The 16291-nt window shown below is 71.2% G+C and carries 16 protein-coding genes; 6 read left to right on the top strand and 10 right to left on the bottom strand.

Translation table 11 applies throughout. The annotated features are described in order from the left end of the window. Nucleotides 1–196 precede the first annotated feature (196 nt). Together C4V41_RS08895 and C4V41_RS08890 are read left to right on the top strand one after the other, a co-directional pair. Nucleotides 197–1078, top strand: coding sequence for a helix-turn-helix domain-containing protein (locus C4V41_RS08895; protein WP_103955264.1), 882 nt, complete (start codon nucleotides 197–199; stop codon nucleotides 1076–1078). Between the two features lie 136 nt (nucleotides 1079–1214). Next, a complete protein-coding gene (locus tag C4V41_RS08890) occupies nucleotides 1215–1448 on the top strand; it encodes a DUF397 domain-containing protein (protein WP_103955263.1) in 234 nt (77 codons plus the stop codon). Nucleotides 1449–1509: 61 nt separating this feature from the next. On the opposite strand, the gene C4V41_RS08885 is transcribed toward C4V41_RS08890, so the two are convergent. Together C4V41_RS08885 and C4V41_RS08880 are read right to left on the bottom strand one after the other, a co-directional pair. Next, the gene (locus C4V41_RS08885) at nucleotides 1510–2154 is read right to left on the bottom strand and encodes a maleylpyruvate isomerase N-terminal domain-containing protein (protein WP_103955262.1); all 645 of its coding nucleotides are present in this window, start codon (nucleotides 2152–2154) and stop codon (nucleotides 1510–1512) included. A gap of 91 nt (nucleotides 2155–2245) precedes the next feature. After that, a complete protein-coding gene (locus C4V41_RS08880) occupies nucleotides 2246–3439 on the bottom strand; it encodes an esterase-like activity of phytase family protein (protein ID WP_103955261.1) in 1194 nt (397 codons plus the stop codon). Between the two features lie 173 nt (nucleotides 3440–3612). Here C4V41_RS08880 and C4V41_RS08875 point away from each other — a divergent pair, with 173 nt between their 5' ends. Next, entirely contained in the window at nucleotides 3613–4017 is a 405-nt protein-coding gene (locus C4V41_RS08875) for an NUDIX hydrolase (RefSeq protein WP_103955260.1), read from the top strand. Between the two features lie 162 nt (nucleotides 4018–4179). Here C4V41_RS08875 and C4V41_RS08870 read toward each other — a convergent pair whose 3' ends face one another. The 4 genes from C4V41_RS08870 to C4V41_RS08855 all read right to left on the bottom strand — a co-directional run bounded on the left by C4V41_RS08870 (nucleotide 4180) and on the right by C4V41_RS08855 (nucleotide 7608). Then, the gene (locus C4V41_RS08870; RefSeq protein WP_103955259.1) at nucleotides 4180–4491 is read right to left on the bottom strand and encodes a WhiB family transcriptional regulator; all 312 of its coding nucleotides are present in this window, start codon (nucleotides 4489–4491) and stop codon (nucleotides 4180–4182) included. A gap of 100 nt (nucleotides 4492–4591) precedes the next feature. Further along, nucleotides 4592–5461 (bottom strand): sucrase ferredoxin, encoded by an 870-nt coding sequence (locus C4V41_RS08865; RefSeq protein ID WP_235029991.1) that lies wholly within the window; start codon nucleotides 5459–5461, stop codon nucleotides 4592–4594. Between the two features lie 103 nt (nucleotides 5462–5564). After that, a complete protein-coding gene (locus C4V41_RS08860; protein WP_103955257.1) occupies nucleotides 5565–7061 on the bottom strand; it encodes a glycerol-3-phosphate dehydrogenase/oxidase in 1497 nt (498 codons plus the stop codon). After that, nucleotides 7054–7608 (bottom strand): TetR/AcrR family transcriptional regulator, encoded by a 555-nt coding sequence (locus tag C4V41_RS08855; RefSeq protein ID WP_103955256.1) that lies wholly within the window; start codon nucleotides 7606–7608, stop codon nucleotides 7054–7056. Before C4V41_RS08855 ends, C4V41_RS08860 begins: the two co-directional genes overlap by 8 nt. Nucleotides 7609–7639: 31 nt before the next feature. On the opposite strand from C4V41_RS08855, the gene C4V41_RS08850 reads away from it, so the two are divergent. Continuing rightward, the gene (locus tag C4V41_RS08850) at nucleotides 7640–9211 is read left to right on the top strand and encodes an FAD-binding oxidoreductase (RefSeq protein WP_103955255.1); all 1572 of its coding nucleotides are present in this window, start codon (nucleotides 7640–7642) and stop codon (nucleotides 9209–9211) included. Nucleotides 9212–9276: 65 nt separating this feature from the next. Here C4V41_RS08850 and C4V41_RS08845 read toward each other — a convergent pair whose 3' ends face one another. Next, nucleotides 9277–9690, bottom strand: coding sequence for a hypothetical protein (locus C4V41_RS08845; RefSeq protein WP_103955254.1), 414 nt, complete (start codon nucleotides 9688–9690; stop codon nucleotides 9277–9279). 346 nt (nucleotides 9691–10036) lie between these two features. Between C4V41_RS08845 and C4V41_RS08840 the strand changes: the two genes are divergently transcribed. After that, nucleotides 10037–11308: a metallophosphoesterase family protein gene (locus tag C4V41_RS08840; protein WP_235030044.1), complete on the top strand. Its 1272-nt coding sequence runs from the start codon at nucleotides 10037–10039 to the stop codon at nucleotides 11306–11308. 38 nt (nucleotides 11309–11346) lie between these two features. Continuing rightward, nucleotides 11347–12915 (top strand): bifunctional 3'-5' exonuclease/DNA polymerase, encoded by a 1569-nt coding sequence (locus C4V41_RS08835; protein ID WP_103955252.1) that lies wholly within the window; start codon nucleotides 11347–11349, stop codon nucleotides 12913–12915. 9 nt (nucleotides 12916–12924) lie between these two features. On the opposite strand, the gene C4V41_RS08830 is transcribed toward C4V41_RS08835, so the two are convergent. The 3 genes from C4V41_RS08830 to C4V41_RS08820 form a co-directional block, all read right to left on the bottom strand. Continuing rightward, the gene (locus C4V41_RS08830) at nucleotides 12925–14097 is read right to left on the bottom strand and encodes an MFS transporter (protein WP_235029990.1); all 1173 of its coding nucleotides are present in this window, start codon (nucleotides 14095–14097) and stop codon (nucleotides 12925–12927) included. Between the two features lie 172 nt (nucleotides 14098–14269). Further along, entirely contained in the window at nucleotides 14270–15085 is an 816-nt protein-coding gene (locus tag C4V41_RS08825; protein WP_103955251.1) for an MOSC domain-containing protein, read from the bottom strand. Beyond that, nucleotides 15082–16281 carry a Cmx/CmrA family chloramphenicol efflux MFS transporter gene (locus C4V41_RS08820; protein ID WP_103955250.1) on the bottom strand — a complete coding sequence of 400 codons (1200 nt, stop codon included), beginning with the start codon at nucleotides 16279–16281 and terminating at the stop codon, nucleotides 15082–15084. Before C4V41_RS08820 ends, C4V41_RS08825 begins: the two co-directional genes overlap by 4 nt. Nucleotides 16282–16291: the final 10 nt, after the last annotated feature.

The following is a 16291-nucleotide window of genomic DNA, read 5'->3' as shown; positions in this document are numbered from 1 at the left end:
CGGACGAAAGCCATCCTGGTGGCCGGGAACCGATGGCGGCTTGCGGCCGAGCGTCGAAAGTCGTCATTCTGGCCCCCGAAGCGCGGTCTGGTGATCCAATGCCCATCTTTACGGGGAGTGCTTACCGATGCAAGACTTTTCGTAGTTTACGGATGCTAATCGCATCTGCACGTGCAGATGACCTAGGAGCGGTGCAGTGAGCGCACAGAGCGCGGAAGGGGAGCTTCTCAGCCATTCGCCGGGAAGCCCGACGGTGCTGCGAATCCTGCTAGGCACCCAGCTGCGCAGGCTCCGTACGGAGAAGGGTATATCGCGCGAAGAGGCCGGGTACGAGATTCGCGCATCTCATGCCAAGATCAGTCGGCTGGAGCTCGGCCAGGTCAGCTTCAAGCAGCGCGACGTGGCCGACCTGCTGACCCTCTACGGCGTCACCGACCCCGCCGAGCGCGAGCCCCTGCTGGCTCTGGCCAAGCAGGCCAACGCGCCCGGCTGGTGGCACAAGTACGGCGACCTGCTGCCCGCCTGGTTCGAGGTCTACATCGGCCTTGAGGGCGCCGCGTCCAGCATCCGTACCTACGAGAACCAGTTCGTGCCCGGCCTGCTCCAGACCCCCGCCTACGCCAGGGGCGTCATCGAGCTGGCCCACGAGAAGGCCCCGAAGGCCGAGCTCGACCGGCGGGTGACGCTGCGCACGACGCGGCAGAAGCGGCTGGAGAGCGGGCTGACGCTCTGGGCGGTGATCGACGAGGCCGTCGTGCGCAGGACGCTCGGCGGGCCCGAGATCATGCGGGAGCAGATCACCCATCTCCTGGACATCACGGCCGAGCGCAACATCACCGTGCAGATCATGCCGTTCGACCGGGGCGGCCACGCGGCGGCCGGGGGCCCGTTCAGCATCCTGCGCTTCCCCGAGCGCGAGCTGCCCGACGTCGTCTACATGGAGCAGCTCACCAGCGCCCTCTACCTGGACAAGCCCGCCGACTCCGACCACTACATGGAGGTCATGGACCGGCTCAGCATCCAGGCGGAGGAGCCCAAGGCGACCAGACGCTTTCTGGAAAGCCTCATTTCCCGATAAGTCACCTCATACCCGTGTGATCCACTCCATACCGGGATTTTTGGTCGTCCGGTATATGGAGCGCTTCTCGTTGCCGTATTGTCACCTCGCAAACGCGGATGCACGTGCATCCGTAAGATCGCGAGGAGCTGCCCCCATGCATGAGTTCCGGAACGGAACGTCCGCCGGCCGCCTTCCCGTCGTCTGGCGCAAAAGCAAGCGGAGCAACCCCAACGGCAACTGCGTCGAGGTCGCGAACCTGCCCACGGGGGACATAGCCATGCGCAACTCACGCTTTCCCGAAGGACCGGCGCTGGTCTACACCCAGGCCGAGATCACCGCGTTCGTCCTCGGGGCGAAGGACGGGGAGTTCGACGATCTCATCGTCTGAGATCGGGGTCCCTTCGCCGGGCGAGCCTGGTTACGGTCGGCCCGGCGAAGGGTTTCGGTCACTAGGCCCTTGACACGGGCTCGTTGTACCAGCGCCACTCCGTCAGGCGGGGGCGGCCGGGGAGCTCGGCGCGGCCGGTGGCCCACAGCAGGGTGGTCCAGGGGTCGGTGTCGCGCGGGGCGTCGGGGAAGAGTCTGGCCAGCACGCGGGCGCACATGTCCGCGGGCGGCGTCCAGGTGAGACCGAGGCCCTCGGCCAGGTCATGGACGTGCACGAGGGTCTCCACCAGGCCCATCCCGGCGGACGCCGCCGCGTCGGCCGGGCCGAAGGTGTGGTGGGCTCGGGCGTGCGGGGGCGCCGTACGCACCATGGCGACCAGCAGCGCGCCGCTCGCCTGCAGCACCTGCATCAGCCCGGCGGGGCCCGCCTTGCGGTCGGCGTGCACGGTGTTCCCCGGGCCGCCCGGCCGGCGGCTTTCCAGGATGAAGGGCACGTAGTCGTCCAGCGGCGGCGTCGTCAGGCCGAGCTGGGCCGCGTAGGCGAACAGGTCGTCCGCCAGGTGCTCGACGGTCTCCCAGCAGGTCCACTCAAGGGTTCCGGCCTTGCGGTCCCAGGCGGTCTCGGGCGCCTGGCGCAGGGTCTCGACGGCCAGCCGGACGGCCTCCTCGACGTCGTCCGCGGTGACAGGCGAAGGTTCTGGTGACATGGCAGGCACCCTATCGGCCACCCCGTCGGCCACCCCATGGACGCCGCCGATGTAGGCGGGCGGACCCGGCCCGCCTACGGCTCGGCGAGCGTTACAGGTAGACGCGGGGGTCGGCCTTGAGGCCGCGCGTCAGCCGTACGGTGATGAACTCGTTGTCGTCGGGCTTGCCCGGCGTGCGGCCGTTCGAGAACGGGAAGTTGTTGTCGTCGAGCACGCCGAGCGTGCGGTCGTCCAGGATGACGACGTCCTCGATCGTCTGGAACGGGAACCTGAACGTGCCCGGCGCGCCGCCCAGCCCGCGCGGGTCGGCGACGTCGAGCAGGTCGGCGACCAGGGTCTTGTCGAGCGCGCCGTCGCGGTCCCTGTCGCGCAGGTCGGCCAGGTAGATGCGCTTGACCTTGGCGGCGTCGCCCTGGAGGTTGTCCCGCTCGATGATCAGGAAGCGGTTCGCGTCGACGGCGATCGCGTCGCCGATGGCGTGGGAGGGGTCGTCCAGCCGGTACGTCCAGCGGCGGTCGGTGTAGGCCCGCTTGCTCAGGTCGAACTCGTACATGCGCAGCGAGCCCGCCGGGTCGCCGCTCACCGTGCCCTCCAGCAGCGGGTAGAGGCGCCGGCCGTCCACCGCCCTGGCCATGCCCTCGAAGCCCTTGCTGCCACCCAGATTGGGCTGGCCGCCGTTCAGGTCCGGGTTCTCGGGGGCCTTGACGCCCGGCAGCGGGACCGGGGCGTCCATCAGGCGGCCCCTGCGGTCGAAGTGCAGCAGGAAGGGGCCGAACTCGTCGCCGATCCAGTACGTGCCGTCCGCCGTGCGCACGATCGACTCGACGTCGAAGTCGGAGCCGGTCAGCTTACGGTCCTGCCGGGTCAGCGGGAACGGCACCAGCCCGCGCGGGTCGGTCAGGTCGAAGCCGCCGAGCACCTTGACCTCTTTGGTGCGGAAGTCCGGCTTGACGCGGTGCACCCGGAGCAGGAAGTCGGAGCTGTTGGCCTTGCCGCCGTAGCCGTTGTCGGACAGCACGTCGAAGGTGCCGTCGTGGCGGCGGACGATGCCGCTGAACCCCTGCACGGGCTGGCCGGCGAAGGGCGGGGTGACGCCGTTCACCGGGGCCGTGCCGAGCAGCGACCCGGACGGCTCGCTGCCGGGCACGAAGGTCAGCGCGGGCAGGGCGGCGAAGCCGGTCAGGGTGGCGCGGCCGTACGCGGACCGGCCGGGGTCCGCGGCGGCGGGAGCGGCCAGGCTCAGGGCCATGGTGGCCGCGGACATCAGGATGGTGATGCGTCTCATGGCGGGCACCCTAGGGCGGCCACATGACCGTTTTCCGAACGTACGGCAACGGGCGATGACCACTGGATGTCGGCCTGGTCACACCCGCCCTACTACGGCCGAGGTCCTTTCGAGAGAAGGGGGAGGGCCGAGGCGGGGCACGGCGGCCGGCCGGGCACTGGCATGCTGGCGGCATGGGTGTGATGCGGGTGGTGGCCGCGGCGGTGGTGGATCGGGGGCGGTTGCTCGTCGTGAGTAAGACGGCGGCGCCCGAGGTCTTCTATCTGCCGGGAGGCAAGCCGGAGGAAGGGGAGAGCGCCGAGGAGACGCTGGCCCGGGAGCTGGCGGAGGAGCTGGGCGTGCGGCCGCGAGATCCGGTCCTGCTCGGCCACGTGGAAGAGGTGGCCGCGCTGGAGGGGGTGCCCATGCGCATGACGGTGTTCACGGCCGGGCTGGACGGCCGGCCGCGGCCTGCGGCCGAGCTGGCCGCGCTGGGGTGGACGGACGGGCGTGACGAGTTCGAGCCACGGCTGGCGCCCGCGGTGCGGAACCACGTCGTGCCGATGCTCATGAGTTCGGGGGCATTGAGGATGAAATGACGACGACCACCCCAGGATGGGGTGGCCGAGTCCGTGGTGCTGTGGGCCTGATCAGGCAGTTGCCCCGACCGGGTTCGCCGGGGCCTGGCGATGGATGGCCAGGCCCCGGTTCATCGGGACAACTGCTCGATCACGCGATGATGGTGACGCTGCCGGGTGTGTTCAGGCGGCGGTGATGCCGGCGCTGGCCGCGCGGCGCATACGACGGCGACGCTCGCTGGCGCGCTCGTCCTCGTTGAGACCGCCCCACGTGCCGTACTTCTCGGGCCGGGACAGCGCGTAGTCTAGGCACTCGTTGCGGACAGGGCACCCGGCGCAGATCGCCTTGGCCTTCCGCTCTCGTACGTCACGCTCGGGCTGCCGCTCCCCATCGGGGCCGAAGAAGAGCACGAGGTCCTCACCCCGGCACGCGGCATCATCCTGCCAACCCCAGCTGGGGCGCGGGCGGGCGAGCTGCCGACGTACCTGAGACATGAGAAAACCACCTTCGTGAGAGGTATTTCGGTAATTGAGCCGCATTGGACGCTTTTGGCGTCACTGGTCCAACGCAAGGCCGGGCCGTGATGTTCCCTGTTCAGGCGAGAGCAGGCGTGGCGTACCGCACAGGCGTGAGCCTGTCCAGCGAAACCAGCCGGTAGGTGGTGATCGTCTCGGCGCAAGCCGTACCACACGGCGCTGTGAACGCCGATGGCTCAACCACAACCTCGAACCGGACGTCGCCGCAGCGTACTACCGCTTCGGTTACGTCGCCGTCCGACCTGGAGGATTCCACGGCCACCGCGCCGACAGAACACTCTCCCGTATGGGCTCGGGCAAAATGTTCCGCGGCTTGCAATGGCTCAGGGATGCCTGCGCGTCCCCGGTAGCGGTCGAGAATGACCTCGCCCGACCGGTACGCGTTAGCCGCTGACAGTGCAGCAGCCTGAGACATGCTGCCGTAGAAAATTCCGTGTGGCAAGCACACGAGGTTGGCGGCGTACCGATCGCCGCCAACGTGTGACGTTTCCCACACTCTGTCCGGCAGGTTTTCGGCCAGGGACCGAGCGAGGGGCAATCCAATGCGGGCGCAGCACACGTTGCGCTTGGCGTGTGTGCAGACCAGAAATACCGGCTCGTCCTCAAGTATGCAGGACTCCGGGACCACTCCGGCCACGAGCGCGTCCAGGTCAAGATCTTCGGGACCTGCGACGACACCCTGCGCCAACCAGGGACGATCCCCCGCCGCGTAGGCCAGTAGCACACGGATCCCCTGGTCCTGCGGGCGGGTCCGCTTTCCAGGACGGCGGATCAGCTGAGGCCTGATACCGCGTTCGAGCGCCCTGCGTACGAGTTCCGAGATTTTTTCAGGAAGTTCGAAGCTTTCGAGGTGGGACGGCCAGGCGCCGGCGTATTCGATCAGCAGCCACAGCCTGGCTCCCACGGTGGCGCTGGCCAGAGTGGGCACCTGTCCGGTGTGGCAGCCGATCGGATGCTCGCAGCCCCTCGCCAACGCCTTGTCCCTTCCCCCGCTCCGAATTAGGTAAGACTAACCTAACGGATTGGTGCGTTTAGGCGCGGGAGATTCGATCAAGTACGTCCCGTGTCGCGGGCAGCGCGTGGTCTCTGTCCCGCTTGACCAGGCCGATCCTGGTCCGCCTGTCCAGCAGATCGCTCTCGTCGAGCGCCCCCTCGTGCCTGACCGACCAGAGCAGCTCGCCCTTGGTGAGGCCCAGCCCGACCTCCTCCGGGTGGGTCTTGACGAGTGCGTGGACGGCTTCGGCCTCGCTGCCGTACCGCTCCGCCAGGCGCGGCGGCACTCCGGACGGCTGCGGGCCCGCGCCCACGAGCGGCAGTTTTCGCGTACGACTCCGGCCCGCCGGGAGGTTCTGCTGCGAGATCGCTCGATCCACCGCGTCCTCGGCCATGCGGCGATATGTCGTGAGCTTTCCGCCGACCACGGTCACGAGGCCGCCGTCCGCGAACACCGCGTGTCTCCTGGACAGGTCGGCCGTCCTGCCGCCTGCCGCCAGGAGGGGCCTGAGGCCCGCGTACGCGCCCGCGACCGCCTCTCTGGTCACCGGAACCTCAAGAACCCCGTTCAGCACCTCCAGAAGCGCTCTGACGTCCTCCTCGGGCGCCTCGGGCACGTCGGGCACCGGGCCGTCCACCGGTTCGTCCGTCAGCCCGACGTACACGCGGCCGTCGCGCTGGGGGAGCACGAGCGCGAACCGGTTGCTCTCGCCGGGGATCGGCAGGTGCATGCCCGCGATCAGCCCCGGCAGCGTCCCGGGCTCCAGGACGAGGTGCGTGCCACGGGACGGACGCAGCTTCACCTGCGGATCCAGCGTGCCCGCCCACACCCCGGCGGCGTTGATCACCGTTCTCGCGCGGAGGGTGAACTCCTCGCCCGTCAGCTCGTCGCGTACCTCGGCGCCCTGGTCCGTGAGCCGCAGGGCGCGGCAGCGGGTCAGCACGCGCGCGCCGTGCGCGGCGGCGGTCCTGGCGAGCGCCACCACCAGGCGGGCGTCGTCGGAGAGCCGGCCGTCCCACGACAGCAGCGCGCCGCGCAGGCCGTCCTGGGCCACCACGGAGGCGAGCGTGTGCGTGCGGGCGGCGTTCAGCCGTGACGGGCCGGGCAGCAGGCGGCGCGGCGTGCGCGCGGCGGCCCTCAGCCCGTCGCCGAGCCGGTAGCCGGTCATGATCAGCGCCGCCTGCCGCCGCGTGACGGCCGGGGTCAGCGGCAGCAGGTACGGGTGCGCCTTCACCAGGTGCGGAGCGGTCGTCCGCAGCAGGATGCCGCGCTCCACCGCGCTCTCGTGGGCGACGTCCACCTGGCCCTTGGCGAGGTAGCGCAGCCCGCCGTGAATCATCTTGGAGCTCCACCTGGACGTCCCGAACGCCAGGTCGTGCGCGTCGATCGCCGCCACCCTGAGCCCACGCGACGCGGCGTCCAGGGCGGCGCCCGCGCCGGTCGCGCCAAGCCCCACCACCAGCACGTCCATCCGCTCCTCGGCGACCAGCCGCAGTTCGCGGGAGCGTCTGGCGGCGTTCAGCGAGCTATCCAAGGTAGGCCTCCAGGATCGTGGTCAGCTCGGCGTCGAGGTCGTCGAGCGTCACGGGGTCGAGCGTCTTGGGGTCGAGCGTCAGGGGGTCGAGCGTCACGGGGTCGAGCATCGTGGGGGCGGACAGCAGGAACGACTGGGCCACGAGCAGCACCGCCCGGGCCTTGCGCGGGTCGCCGAGCGCCCGCTCCAGCACCTCCAGCACGGCGTCGTGGCTGGCGCCCCGCCGGTCCAGCACGTACGGCATCAGCAGTTCCGGGTCCACTTCCACGATCTTGCGCCAGAGCGGGTGCGCGCGCAGCCCCCGTACGCCGGCCACCACCGCCCGCACCGGATCGGACAGATCCAGGTCGGCGACGACGCGCACCCATTCCCTGGTCATCAGGTCGGCCACCAGCGAGCGCACATCGGGCCAGTGGCGATAGATCGTCATCCGGGACACTCCGGCCCTGCGCGCCACGTCCGTGAGCGTCGTCCTGCGCACCCCGTACGCCAGCACGCAGTCTCTGGCCGCGTCCAGGACGGCTTCATTGTGACGAATCGACGTCATGTGTCACAGTGTAAGCGTGACTGGAGAACCGATGTCGTGGTCGGGGTGGGGCGCCCCCTCCCAGGCCCGCGAACTGCCCGAGCCGATCCGCGCGCTCCTGCACGACCTGCTCGGCGTGCGCGCGCCCGACGCCCCCGCCGCCACCCTCGACGCGGTGCGGCTCCCGCCGGTCGCCCTGCCGGAGCCGCTGCTCGAAGCCCTCGCCAAGGTCGTGGGCGCGGGCCACGTGCGCACCGGGCACGAGGACCGGGTCCGGCACACGCGCGGCAAATCCACCCCCGACCTGCTGCGGATGCGCGCGGGCGACGGCGCCGGCGCGCCCGACGCGGTGGTGCTGCCCGGCTCGCACGACGAGGTGGCCGAGCTGCTGCGGCTGTGCTCCAGGGAGCGGATCGCGGTCGTGCCGTTCGGCGGCGGCACCTCGGTGGTGGGCGGGCTCACCGCCGCCCGCGCCGGGTTCGCCGGGGTGATCGCGCTGGACCTGGGGCGGATGGACCGGCTGCGGTCGGTGGACGCCGAGTCGATGGTGGCCGAGTTCGAGCCGGGCGTACGCGCTCCCGAGGCCGAGCGGCTGCTCGCCGCGCACGGGCTGACGCTGGGCCACTTCCCCCAGTCCTTCGAGTACGCCACGCTCGGCGGCTTCGCGGCGGCCCGGTCGAGCGGGCAGGCCTCGGCCGGATACGGACGTTTCGACGACATGGTGGCCGGTCTGACGCTGGCCACCCCGTCGGGGACGCTGGACCTCGGCCGTGCCCCCAAATCGGCGGCGGGGCCCGATCTGCGGCAGCTCGTCCTCGGGTCCGAGGGGGTGTTCGGGGTGATCACGTCGCTGCGGCTGCGGGTGCGGCGGGTTCCGGCCGAGCGTTCGTACGAAGGGTGGCGGTTCGCGTCGTTCGCGGAGGGTTCGGCGGCCATGCGGGCGCTCGCCCAGGAGGGTCCGCTTCCGACCGTGCTGCGGCTGTCCGACGAGACCGAGACGATGATCGGGCTGGCCAAGCCGGAGGCGATCGGCTCGGGGGAGTCGGGCTGCCTGCTGATCGCCGGTTACGAGGGGGCTTCGCTGACGGAACGGCGGCGGGCGGCCTCCGCCGTGCTGGCGCGGCTGGGTGGCGAGCCGCTCGGGGCGGGGCCGGGCGAGGCGTGGGAGCGGGGCCGGTTCTCGGCGCCGTACCTGCGCGACTCCCTGCTCGCCGCCGGGGCCACCGTCGAGACGCTGGAGACGGCCGGGTTCTGGGCGAACCTGCCACGGCTCTACGACGCGGTACGGCTCGCGCTGCTCGGCGCGCTCGGCGCGCTCGGGTCGCCGCTGGTGATGTGTCACATCTCCCACGTGTACGAGACGGGGGCGTCGCTCTACTTCACCGTCGTGACCCCGCAGGACGCCGACCCGGTGGCGCAGTGGGAACGGGCCAAGGCGGCGGCGAGCGCGGCCATCGTGGAGGCCGGTGGCACCATCACGCACCACCACGGGGTGGGCCGTGATCACCGGGACGCCTATGGGGCCGAGGTGGGGGCCTTGGGGGTGGCGGTGTTGCGGGCGGTCAAGGGCGAGCTCGACCCCATGGGGGTGCTCAACCCGGGCGTCCTCATCCCGGACCTCTAGCCACGTCCCGCCGCACTTCGGCTGAGGTCCTTTTTGGGGGAGGGGCGACGGCTGGGGGAGGGAGGTCAGCCGGGTGGGGGGAGGCGTTCGGCTTCGGCCAGGGTGGCGGCGGCTTCGCTGTAGCGGTGGAGGGCTTCGAGGGCGGCGGCGAGGCAGGCCAGGGAGACCACCAGCGGGCCGTCGCCGATCGAGCGGGTGAGCGCCACCGCCTCCTGCGCCAGGGGCAGGGCCTCCGTGGCGCGGCCCCGTACGAGCAGGAGCTTGGCGGTCGTGCGCAGGCACCGGGCCAGTAAGGCCGTGTGCTCCCCCGGAGAGTTCTTGGCCAGGACCCGGCTCCGGGCGATCGCCTCGCTCGCGCTGCTGAGCGCCGCGCCCCCGCCCCACCGGGGCCGGGTCTGGGCGAACGCCAGCAGGCCCTCGATGGCCTCCACGTCGGAGGCACCTCGCCGGGTCGCGTCGTCCGGGCCGTTTCGGGTCATGGGAGCCTCTCTTCGGCGATCCCAACCGCTTGCTTGGGGGGTGAGGTTACACCATGGTGAACCTTCTGTGTTCCGAGCAGTACGGAGCGTTCGGGATGCACAAATGGGAGATCGCGGTAAAGATGTGGTCATGGTGGAAGTCGCGGCTGAGCGCGGAAAGCAGCTTTCCTCTCGGGTGTCGGAGGAGGGGGCGGGGTGGGCTTGTGCGCAACCTGGTGCGTTCGTACAGCTCAGGCCCAATAAGCGCACATTCACCTGGTTGAATTTACGGACGCTCTGGCTCTCTCGCAACGAGATCCTGGCCGGGTTGTTCGGTGATCCGTCGGGTGAGGTGCGGGCGCGCTGGATGGAAGCGCAGGAAGCGCGCGGGATTGACCCGCAATTGCGTATCGAACAGTCCTTAGGGGGAAATTTTAGTTTCCTTCTGCTTGGTGATACCGGAGAGGGCGACGCCTCTCAGTACGCCGTTGTTCCGGCCATGCTGAAACTGGGCGAGGACACGTCCTTCGCCGTCATCGCCAGCGACGTGATCTACCCGACCGGATCGGGCAACGAGTACTGCGACAAGTTCTTCCGCCCGTACCAGGACTACGACGCCCCGATCTACGCGATCCCCGGCAACCACGACTGGTACGACGGGCTCGGCGGCTTCATGCGCGTCTTCTGCGACGCCGAGCCGCTCAAGCCCAGGCCGGACCGGGGGCTGCGCGGCCTGCTCTGGCGTAAGCCGGAGACGATCGACGAGGTGCGGCTGGCCGAGGCGCGCGCTCTCAGGGGCAAGGACACGCAGCAGGCGACGCAGCCGGGGCCGTACTGGATGATCGAGAGCGACAGCCTGCTGGTCGTGGGCGTGGACACCGGCATCAGGAACGTCATCGACAAGGCCCAGGCCGACTGGCTGCGCCGGGTCTCGCTCGACCCCCGGCCGAAGATCCTGGTGACCGGCAAGCCGATCTACACCGGCAACGCGTACAAGCCGTCGCCGCTGGAGGGCGGCGGGACGATCGACGACATCGTGCGCGACCCGGCGCACCGGTACGTCGCGGCCATCGGCGGCGACGTGCACAACTACCAGCGTTATCCGGTCAAGGTGGGCGATCGGGTGATCCAGTACATCGTGTCCGGCGGCGCCGGGGCGTTCATGCACGCCACGCACACCATCCAGCGGGTGGACGTGGCGGAGGTGCACGAGGACGCCTTCAAGTGCTATCCGCTGCGCGGCGACTCGCTGTCCTTCTACAGCCAGCTCTACGCCAAGCGGCTGCGGATGAGGTGGATCTACCTGACGCCGTCCGAGGCGTCGTGCATCATGTCCGAGCACATCAAGAACGAGCCGGTCAGGACCCCCGAGGGGCCGGTGAAGATCACCCGGCGGATGCGCTGGGCGGCCCGGCTGCTGGGGGCCTGGCCGTGGCCGTTCCGGCTGCCGGTGGACAGGATGTTCCACCGGTTCCTGTCCGAGCTGTCCGACTGGGACGCGCCGCCGTTCTTCAAGCAGTTCCTGCACATCTCGGTCACTCCCGACGAGCTGACCGTGCGGTGCTTCGCCGCGACCGGCTGCCTGGCGCAGGAGATCGACCCGCCGATGGAGGACGAGGTGCGGATAAGCCTGGCCTGAGGAGATTTCTGTCGGAGGCGTTTGGCACCCTTGACCACGTGTATGTCGTGGTCGCGGGGGAGACGGTGCAGCCGGTCGGGGGCGCGGCGCGCCGTCCCGCCGATCTGGCGGGGGCCGTCGGTGAGCTGGAGGCGGCCGAGCGGCCCCGGTGGGTGTGGGCCGACGCGCGGGAGGCCTACCCGCCGCTGCTGGAGCGGGGCGTGCGGGTCGCGCGCTGCCATGACCTCGCGCTGACCGAGGGGCTGCTGCTCGCCCACGAGGGCCGCTACGGCGAGCCCCGCACGGCCAGGGCCGCGCACGCCAGGCTGCACGGGCTGCCGGTGCCGGAGGAGCAGCCCAGCGCGCCCGGCACGCTGTTCGCGCCCGAGCCGCTCGGCGCCGAGGCGATGGCGGAGGTGCTGGCCGATCAGCTCGGCCGGATCGCGGCGCTGCCCGAGCCCGGCAGGTTCCGGCTGCTGGTGGCCGCCGAGTCGGCCGGGGCGCTCGTCGCGGCCGAGATGTCCTATGACGGCATGCCGTGGCGCAGAGACGTGCACGACGCGCTGCTGACCGACCTGCTCGGCCCGCGTCCCGTGCACGGCATGCGGCCGGCCAAGCTCCAGGCCCTGGCCGACGAGGTGACGGCGGCGTTCGGGCACCAGGTCAACCCCGACTCCGTGCAGCAACTGGTCAAGGCGTTCAAGGCCGCGGGGGTGGCGCTGAAGACGACCAGGTCGTGGGAGCTGAAGCAGATCGACCATCCGGCCGTGGCGCCGCTGCTGGCCTACAAGGAGCTGGCGCGGCTGTTCAGCTTCCACGGGTGGGTGTGGGCCGACCAGTGGGTGCGCGGCGGTCGTTTCCGGCCCGAATACGTGGTGGGCGGGGTCGTGTCCGGGCGATGGGCCACCAACGGGGGCGGCGCGCTGCAGATCCCCAAGGTGATGCGGCGGGTCGTGGTGGCCGACGACGGCTGGGTGCTGGTGGTGGCCGACGCCGCGCAACTGGAGCCGCGGGTGCTGGCCGCGATGGCCGGCGACGGAGGGCTGGCCAGGGCGGCGGGGCAGATCGACCTGTACTCGGCGCTGGCGCAGTCGTTCGGCGGCGAGCGCGACAACGCCAAGATCGCGATGCTGTCCGCCATGTACGGCGGCACCAGCGGCGACGCCTCCAAACTGCTGGCCGTGATGCGGCAGCGCTTCCCCAAGGCCTACCAGTTCGTCGAAGACGCGGCCAAGGCGGGGGAGGACGGGCATCTCGTACGCTCCTGGCTGGGGCGCACCAGCCCGCCCCCGTCGGCCCGGTGGAAGGAGCTGGTGTCGGGGCCCGAGGGCACGCGGGCGGCCAGGGACCGGGGGCGCTTCACCCGGAACTTCGTGGTGCAGGGCACGGCGGCCGAATGGGCTCTGGCGCTGCTGGCGGTGCTGCGCGGGCTGCTGCCCGAGCCGGCCAGGATGGTGTTCTTCCAGCACGACGAGGTGATGGTGCACTGCCCGATCGGGCAGGCGGAGGAGGTCATCGCGGCGGTGTCGGAGGCCGCGGCCGAGGCGAGCAGGCTGCTGTTCGGCAGCACGCCCGTGCGGTTCCCGATGGAGGCAGTCGCGGTTGACTCCTACGCCGACGCCAAATGACGGCCGGTTCTACGTTGACGCCACCGGGCCGCGGCGCCGGACCGCGGTGAGCCACAGGCCCGCGAGGGCGACCATCACGCCCACGACCAGGCCCAGCACGCCGTAGCCGAGCAGGCCCACGATCGCGCCGGCCACGATCGTGCCGGTGGCGCCGCAGATGTTCATCAGCAGGTCCGACAGCCCCTGGACGGCCGGGCGCCGCTCCACCGGCACCGACTCCGTGACCAGCGCCGAGCCGGCCACCAGGCCGCACGACCAGCCCAGTCCGAGCAGCACCAGCGCCGCCGTCACCTGCCCCACCCGGTGCCCGGCGGTGCCGGCCAGCGCGGCGGCGGCCAGGAGCAGGGCCGTGCCGAGCACCAGCACGGGCACCTTGCCCGCCTTGTCGGCCAGCCAGCCCACGACCGGCGACAGTACGTACATCCCGGCGATGTGCAGGCTGATCACCAGGCCGATGACGTCCAGGTTCGCGCCGTCGTGGTGGAGTTTGACCGGGGTCATGGACATGACGGACACCATCGCCGTATGGCTGACCGCGATCATGACGAGGGCCCGCCGGGCCATCGGGTTCGCGCGCAGGGTCTCCCAGGCGGTCCTGATCGTCCGGCCGCGCCCGGGGCCGGCCTCGCGCGTGCCGTCGAGGTCGCGGGCCAGCAGGAGCGGGTCCGGCCGCAGGAAGCCGACGATGACGACCAACGCCAGGGCGAACGCCAGCGCCGCGAACGCGAACGGCCCCGCGTTCTCCACCAGCCCGAACCGCATGCCGATCTGGTCGGCGGGCTTGGCCAGGTTGGGCCCGGCCACGGAGCCGATCGTGGAGGCCCAGACGACCAGCGACAGGTGCCGGGCCGCGCGGCCCTTGGGCGCCAGGTCGGTCGCCGAGTAGCGGGCCGCCAGGGTGCCCGCGCTGCCGCCGCCCACCAGGACCAGGCCGGCCAGCAGCAGCGGCCACGTACGCAGGCTGATGGCGAGCACCGAGATCGCGCAGCCCGCCAGCGCCGCGACGTACGCCAGCGACAGGCCCAGGCGGCGGCCGCCGCTGCCCGACGCCTTGGCCGTCGGCAGGGCCAGCAGCGCCGCGCCGAGCACGGTGGCCGTGCCCGCGAAGCCGCTGATGACGGTGGAGCCCGACAGGTCGGCGACCACCACCGAGCTCAGCGCCAGCCCGACGGCCACTCCCACCCCGCCCACGATCTGCGCGGCGGACAGAACCGCCAGAGTGCGGCGCTGGACGTTCCGAATCCGGTCAGAGGAAGAGATGGTGGGCTGTGTGGGGGCACTCGTCACCCGTGAAGTCTCGCATAACCCCTAACATCGCCCTAAAGAGGACAGTGAACCCTCTTTATCGGGAAAGCTAGAGAATGGTGACGGGATCCCCTTGGACGATCCGGCCGCGTCCGTCCGGGATCAGGTTGATTCCGAACCAGACCTTGCCGTCGCGCCTGCGGTGCCTGGCGAGCGTCCTGATGGGCTCCTTGCCCTTCTGGTAGGTGGCGGTGTCGATCGTGGTCAGCACGCAGCGGTCGCAGCCCTTCGTCACCCGGAACTCCACCTCGCCGACGCGCAGGCGCTTCCACTCGTCCTCCGCGAACGGCGTGCCCGCTCCGTCGATCACCACGTTCGGCCGGAACCGGTGCATGGGCAGCGGCTTGGGCGGCTCCTCACCCCGTTCGAGCGCGGTCTCGACGATCCAGTCGTTGAGCCGGGCGAGCGAGGCGGTCGTGGTGAGCAGCAGCGGGTAGCCGTCGGCCAGGCTGACCCGGTCGCCGGCCCGCCCGTACGCGGGGTCGACGGGACGCCGGGCCGGATCGTCCAGCCACTTGAGCCTCGCCCGCTGCCCCACCAGCCCGGACAGCCACTCGGCCGCCGCGTCCCCGCAGTCGGTGAGCTCCACCGGGGTACGCCACACGCTGACCTCGGAGCGCACGGTGCCCGGCACCACCCGCAGCGGAGGGGCGTGCGGGCCGGTCAGCGTGAGCTCGTCGCCGTCCAGCCGGGCGACGCAGGCCAGCAGGCGCGGCTCGTCGCGGGCGGTGAGGAGCGTGCCGCGCTCACCGACGACGAGGTAGCGCCGGTCACCGGCCAGCCCCCACGGCTCCACCTCGGCCGCCGCGACCTCGTGCCCGGCGGTTGACTTCACGGGATAAAAGTGGATGCTCCCCAGCTTCATACGGCCGACCGTATCTCACCCACCTCGGCCCTTTCCTGGTGCGCGACGCTCGTCCGGGCCAGGCCCGCGGACAGCGCCACGGCACCGAGGGCGGCCACGCCGATCGCGGCGCCGATCCAGGCGACGGACGGGTAACCGAGGCCCCCGGCGATGGCCAGCCCGCCCAGCCAGGGACCGGCCGTGATGCCCACGTTGAACGAGGAGACGTTCAAGGCGGCGGCCAGCGTGGGGGCGTTCCTGGCCAGGGCGAAGGGGCGGGCGTTGAGCGCGGGGTTGGTGCCGAAGCCGAACGCGCCCAGCAGGAAGACCAGCGGCACCGTCAGGAGCGCGACCGGCGCGGACGCGGCCAGGGCCGCCGAGGTCAGGATGAGGCCGGTCACGCCGGTGAACAGGACGGTGAACGGCCGCGCGTCGGCGATCCGGCCGCCGATGGTGATCCCGATGAGGGCGCCGGCCCCGTACAGGGCGAGCACGGCGGGCACCCAGGCGGAGTCCAGGCCCGTGGTGCCGACGAGCAGCGCGCTCAGGTAGCTGAAGCTGGACAGCAGGGCGCCGGTGGTGAGGGCGGTGGTGCCGTACGCGAGCCAGAGCCGAGGGTTGACCATCGCGCGCAGTTCGGCGGACACGCGCGGCACCGCCCCCGCCTCGGGTCGCCCACCGGGGATGGTCAGGAGCACGCCGACGCCCGCCAGCGCCGACAGCCCCGCGACCGCCCAGAACGCCGCCCGCCAGCCGAGGTGCTGCCCGATGACCGTGCCCAGCGACAGCCCGATGATGGTGGCCACCGTCAGCCCGCCGGCCAGCACGCTCATCGCCTTGGCGCGGGCGTTGGCCGGCACCAGGCCGATCGCGGTGCCGGCCGCCACGGCCCAGAAACCGGCGTAGACGAAGGCGCCCACCACGCGGGTGGCGAACAACATGCCGTAGCTCGACGTCAGCGCGCCCGCGACGTGCGACAGGGCGAAGATCGCCATGAACGCCAGCAGCACCGTACGCCGGGGCAGGCGCAGCGTGAGCGCGGCCAGCACCGGCGCGCCCACCAGCATCCCGATCGCGAACGCCGAGATCAGCAGCCCCGCCTCCGGCACCGACACCCCCAGGTCGGTGGCCATCTCGGGCAGGAACCCGGCCAGCATCAGCTCCGAGGTGCCCTGAGCGAAGATCGACAGTCCGAGGATGTAGACCGCCAACGGCATGGCGACCCCC

Source organism: Nonomuraea solani, assembly GCF_900108335.1.
In the GTDB taxonomy this organism is placed as follows: domain Bacteria; phylum Actinomycetota; class Actinomycetes; order Streptosporangiales; family Streptosporangiaceae; genus Nonomuraea; species Nonomuraea solani.
This window is presented reverse-complemented; position numbering and strand designations above follow the sequence as displayed.

What these genes read in the sequence shown, in the direction of transcription:
- C4V41_RS08870 (WP_103955259.1), bottom strand. Translation starts at nt 4,491, where the DNA reads ATGTCTCAGGTACGTCGGCAGCTCGCCCGCCCGCGCCCCAGCTGGGGT.
- C4V41_RS08825 (WP_103955251.1), bottom strand. Translation starts at nt 15,085, where the DNA reads ATGAAGCTGGGGAGCATCCACTTTTATCCCGTGAAGTCAACCGCCGGG.
- C4V41_RS08880 (WP_103955261.1), bottom strand. Translation starts at nt 3,439, where the DNA reads ATGAGACGCATCACCATCCTGATGTCCGCGGCCACCATGGCCCTGAGC.
- C4V41_RS08850 (WP_103955255.1), top strand. Translation starts at nt 7,640, where the DNA reads ATGTCGTGGTCGGGGTGGGGCGCCCCCTCCCAGGCCCGCGAACTGCCC.
- C4V41_RS08890 (WP_103955263.1), top strand. Translation starts at nt 1,215, where the DNA reads ATGCATGAGTTCCGGAACGGAACGTCCGCCGGCCGCCTTCCCGTCGTC.
- C4V41_RS08840 (WP_235030044.1), top strand. Translation starts at nt 10,037, where the DNA reads ATGGAAGCGCAGGAAGCGCGCGGGATTGACCCGCAATTGCGTATCGAA.
- C4V41_RS08820 (WP_103955250.1), bottom strand. Translation starts at nt 16,281, where the DNA reads ATGCCGTTGGCGGTCTACATCCTCGGACTGTCGATCTTCGCTCAGGGC.
- C4V41_RS08885 (WP_103955262.1), bottom strand. Translation starts at nt 2,154, where the DNA reads ATGTCACCAGAACCTTCGCCTGTCACCGCGGACGACGTCGAGGAGGCC.
- C4V41_RS08845 (WP_103955254.1), bottom strand. Translation starts at nt 9,690, where the DNA reads ATGACCCGAAACGGCCCGGACGACGCGACCCGGCGAGGTGCCTCCGAC.
- C4V41_RS08875 (WP_103955260.1), top strand. Translation starts at nt 3,613, where the DNA reads ATGGGTGTGATGCGGGTGGTGGCCGCGGCGGTGGTGGATCGGGGGCGG.
- C4V41_RS08855 (WP_103955256.1), bottom strand. Translation starts at nt 7,608, where the DNA reads ATGACGTCGATTCGTCACAATGAAGCCGTCCTGGACGCGGCCAGAGAC.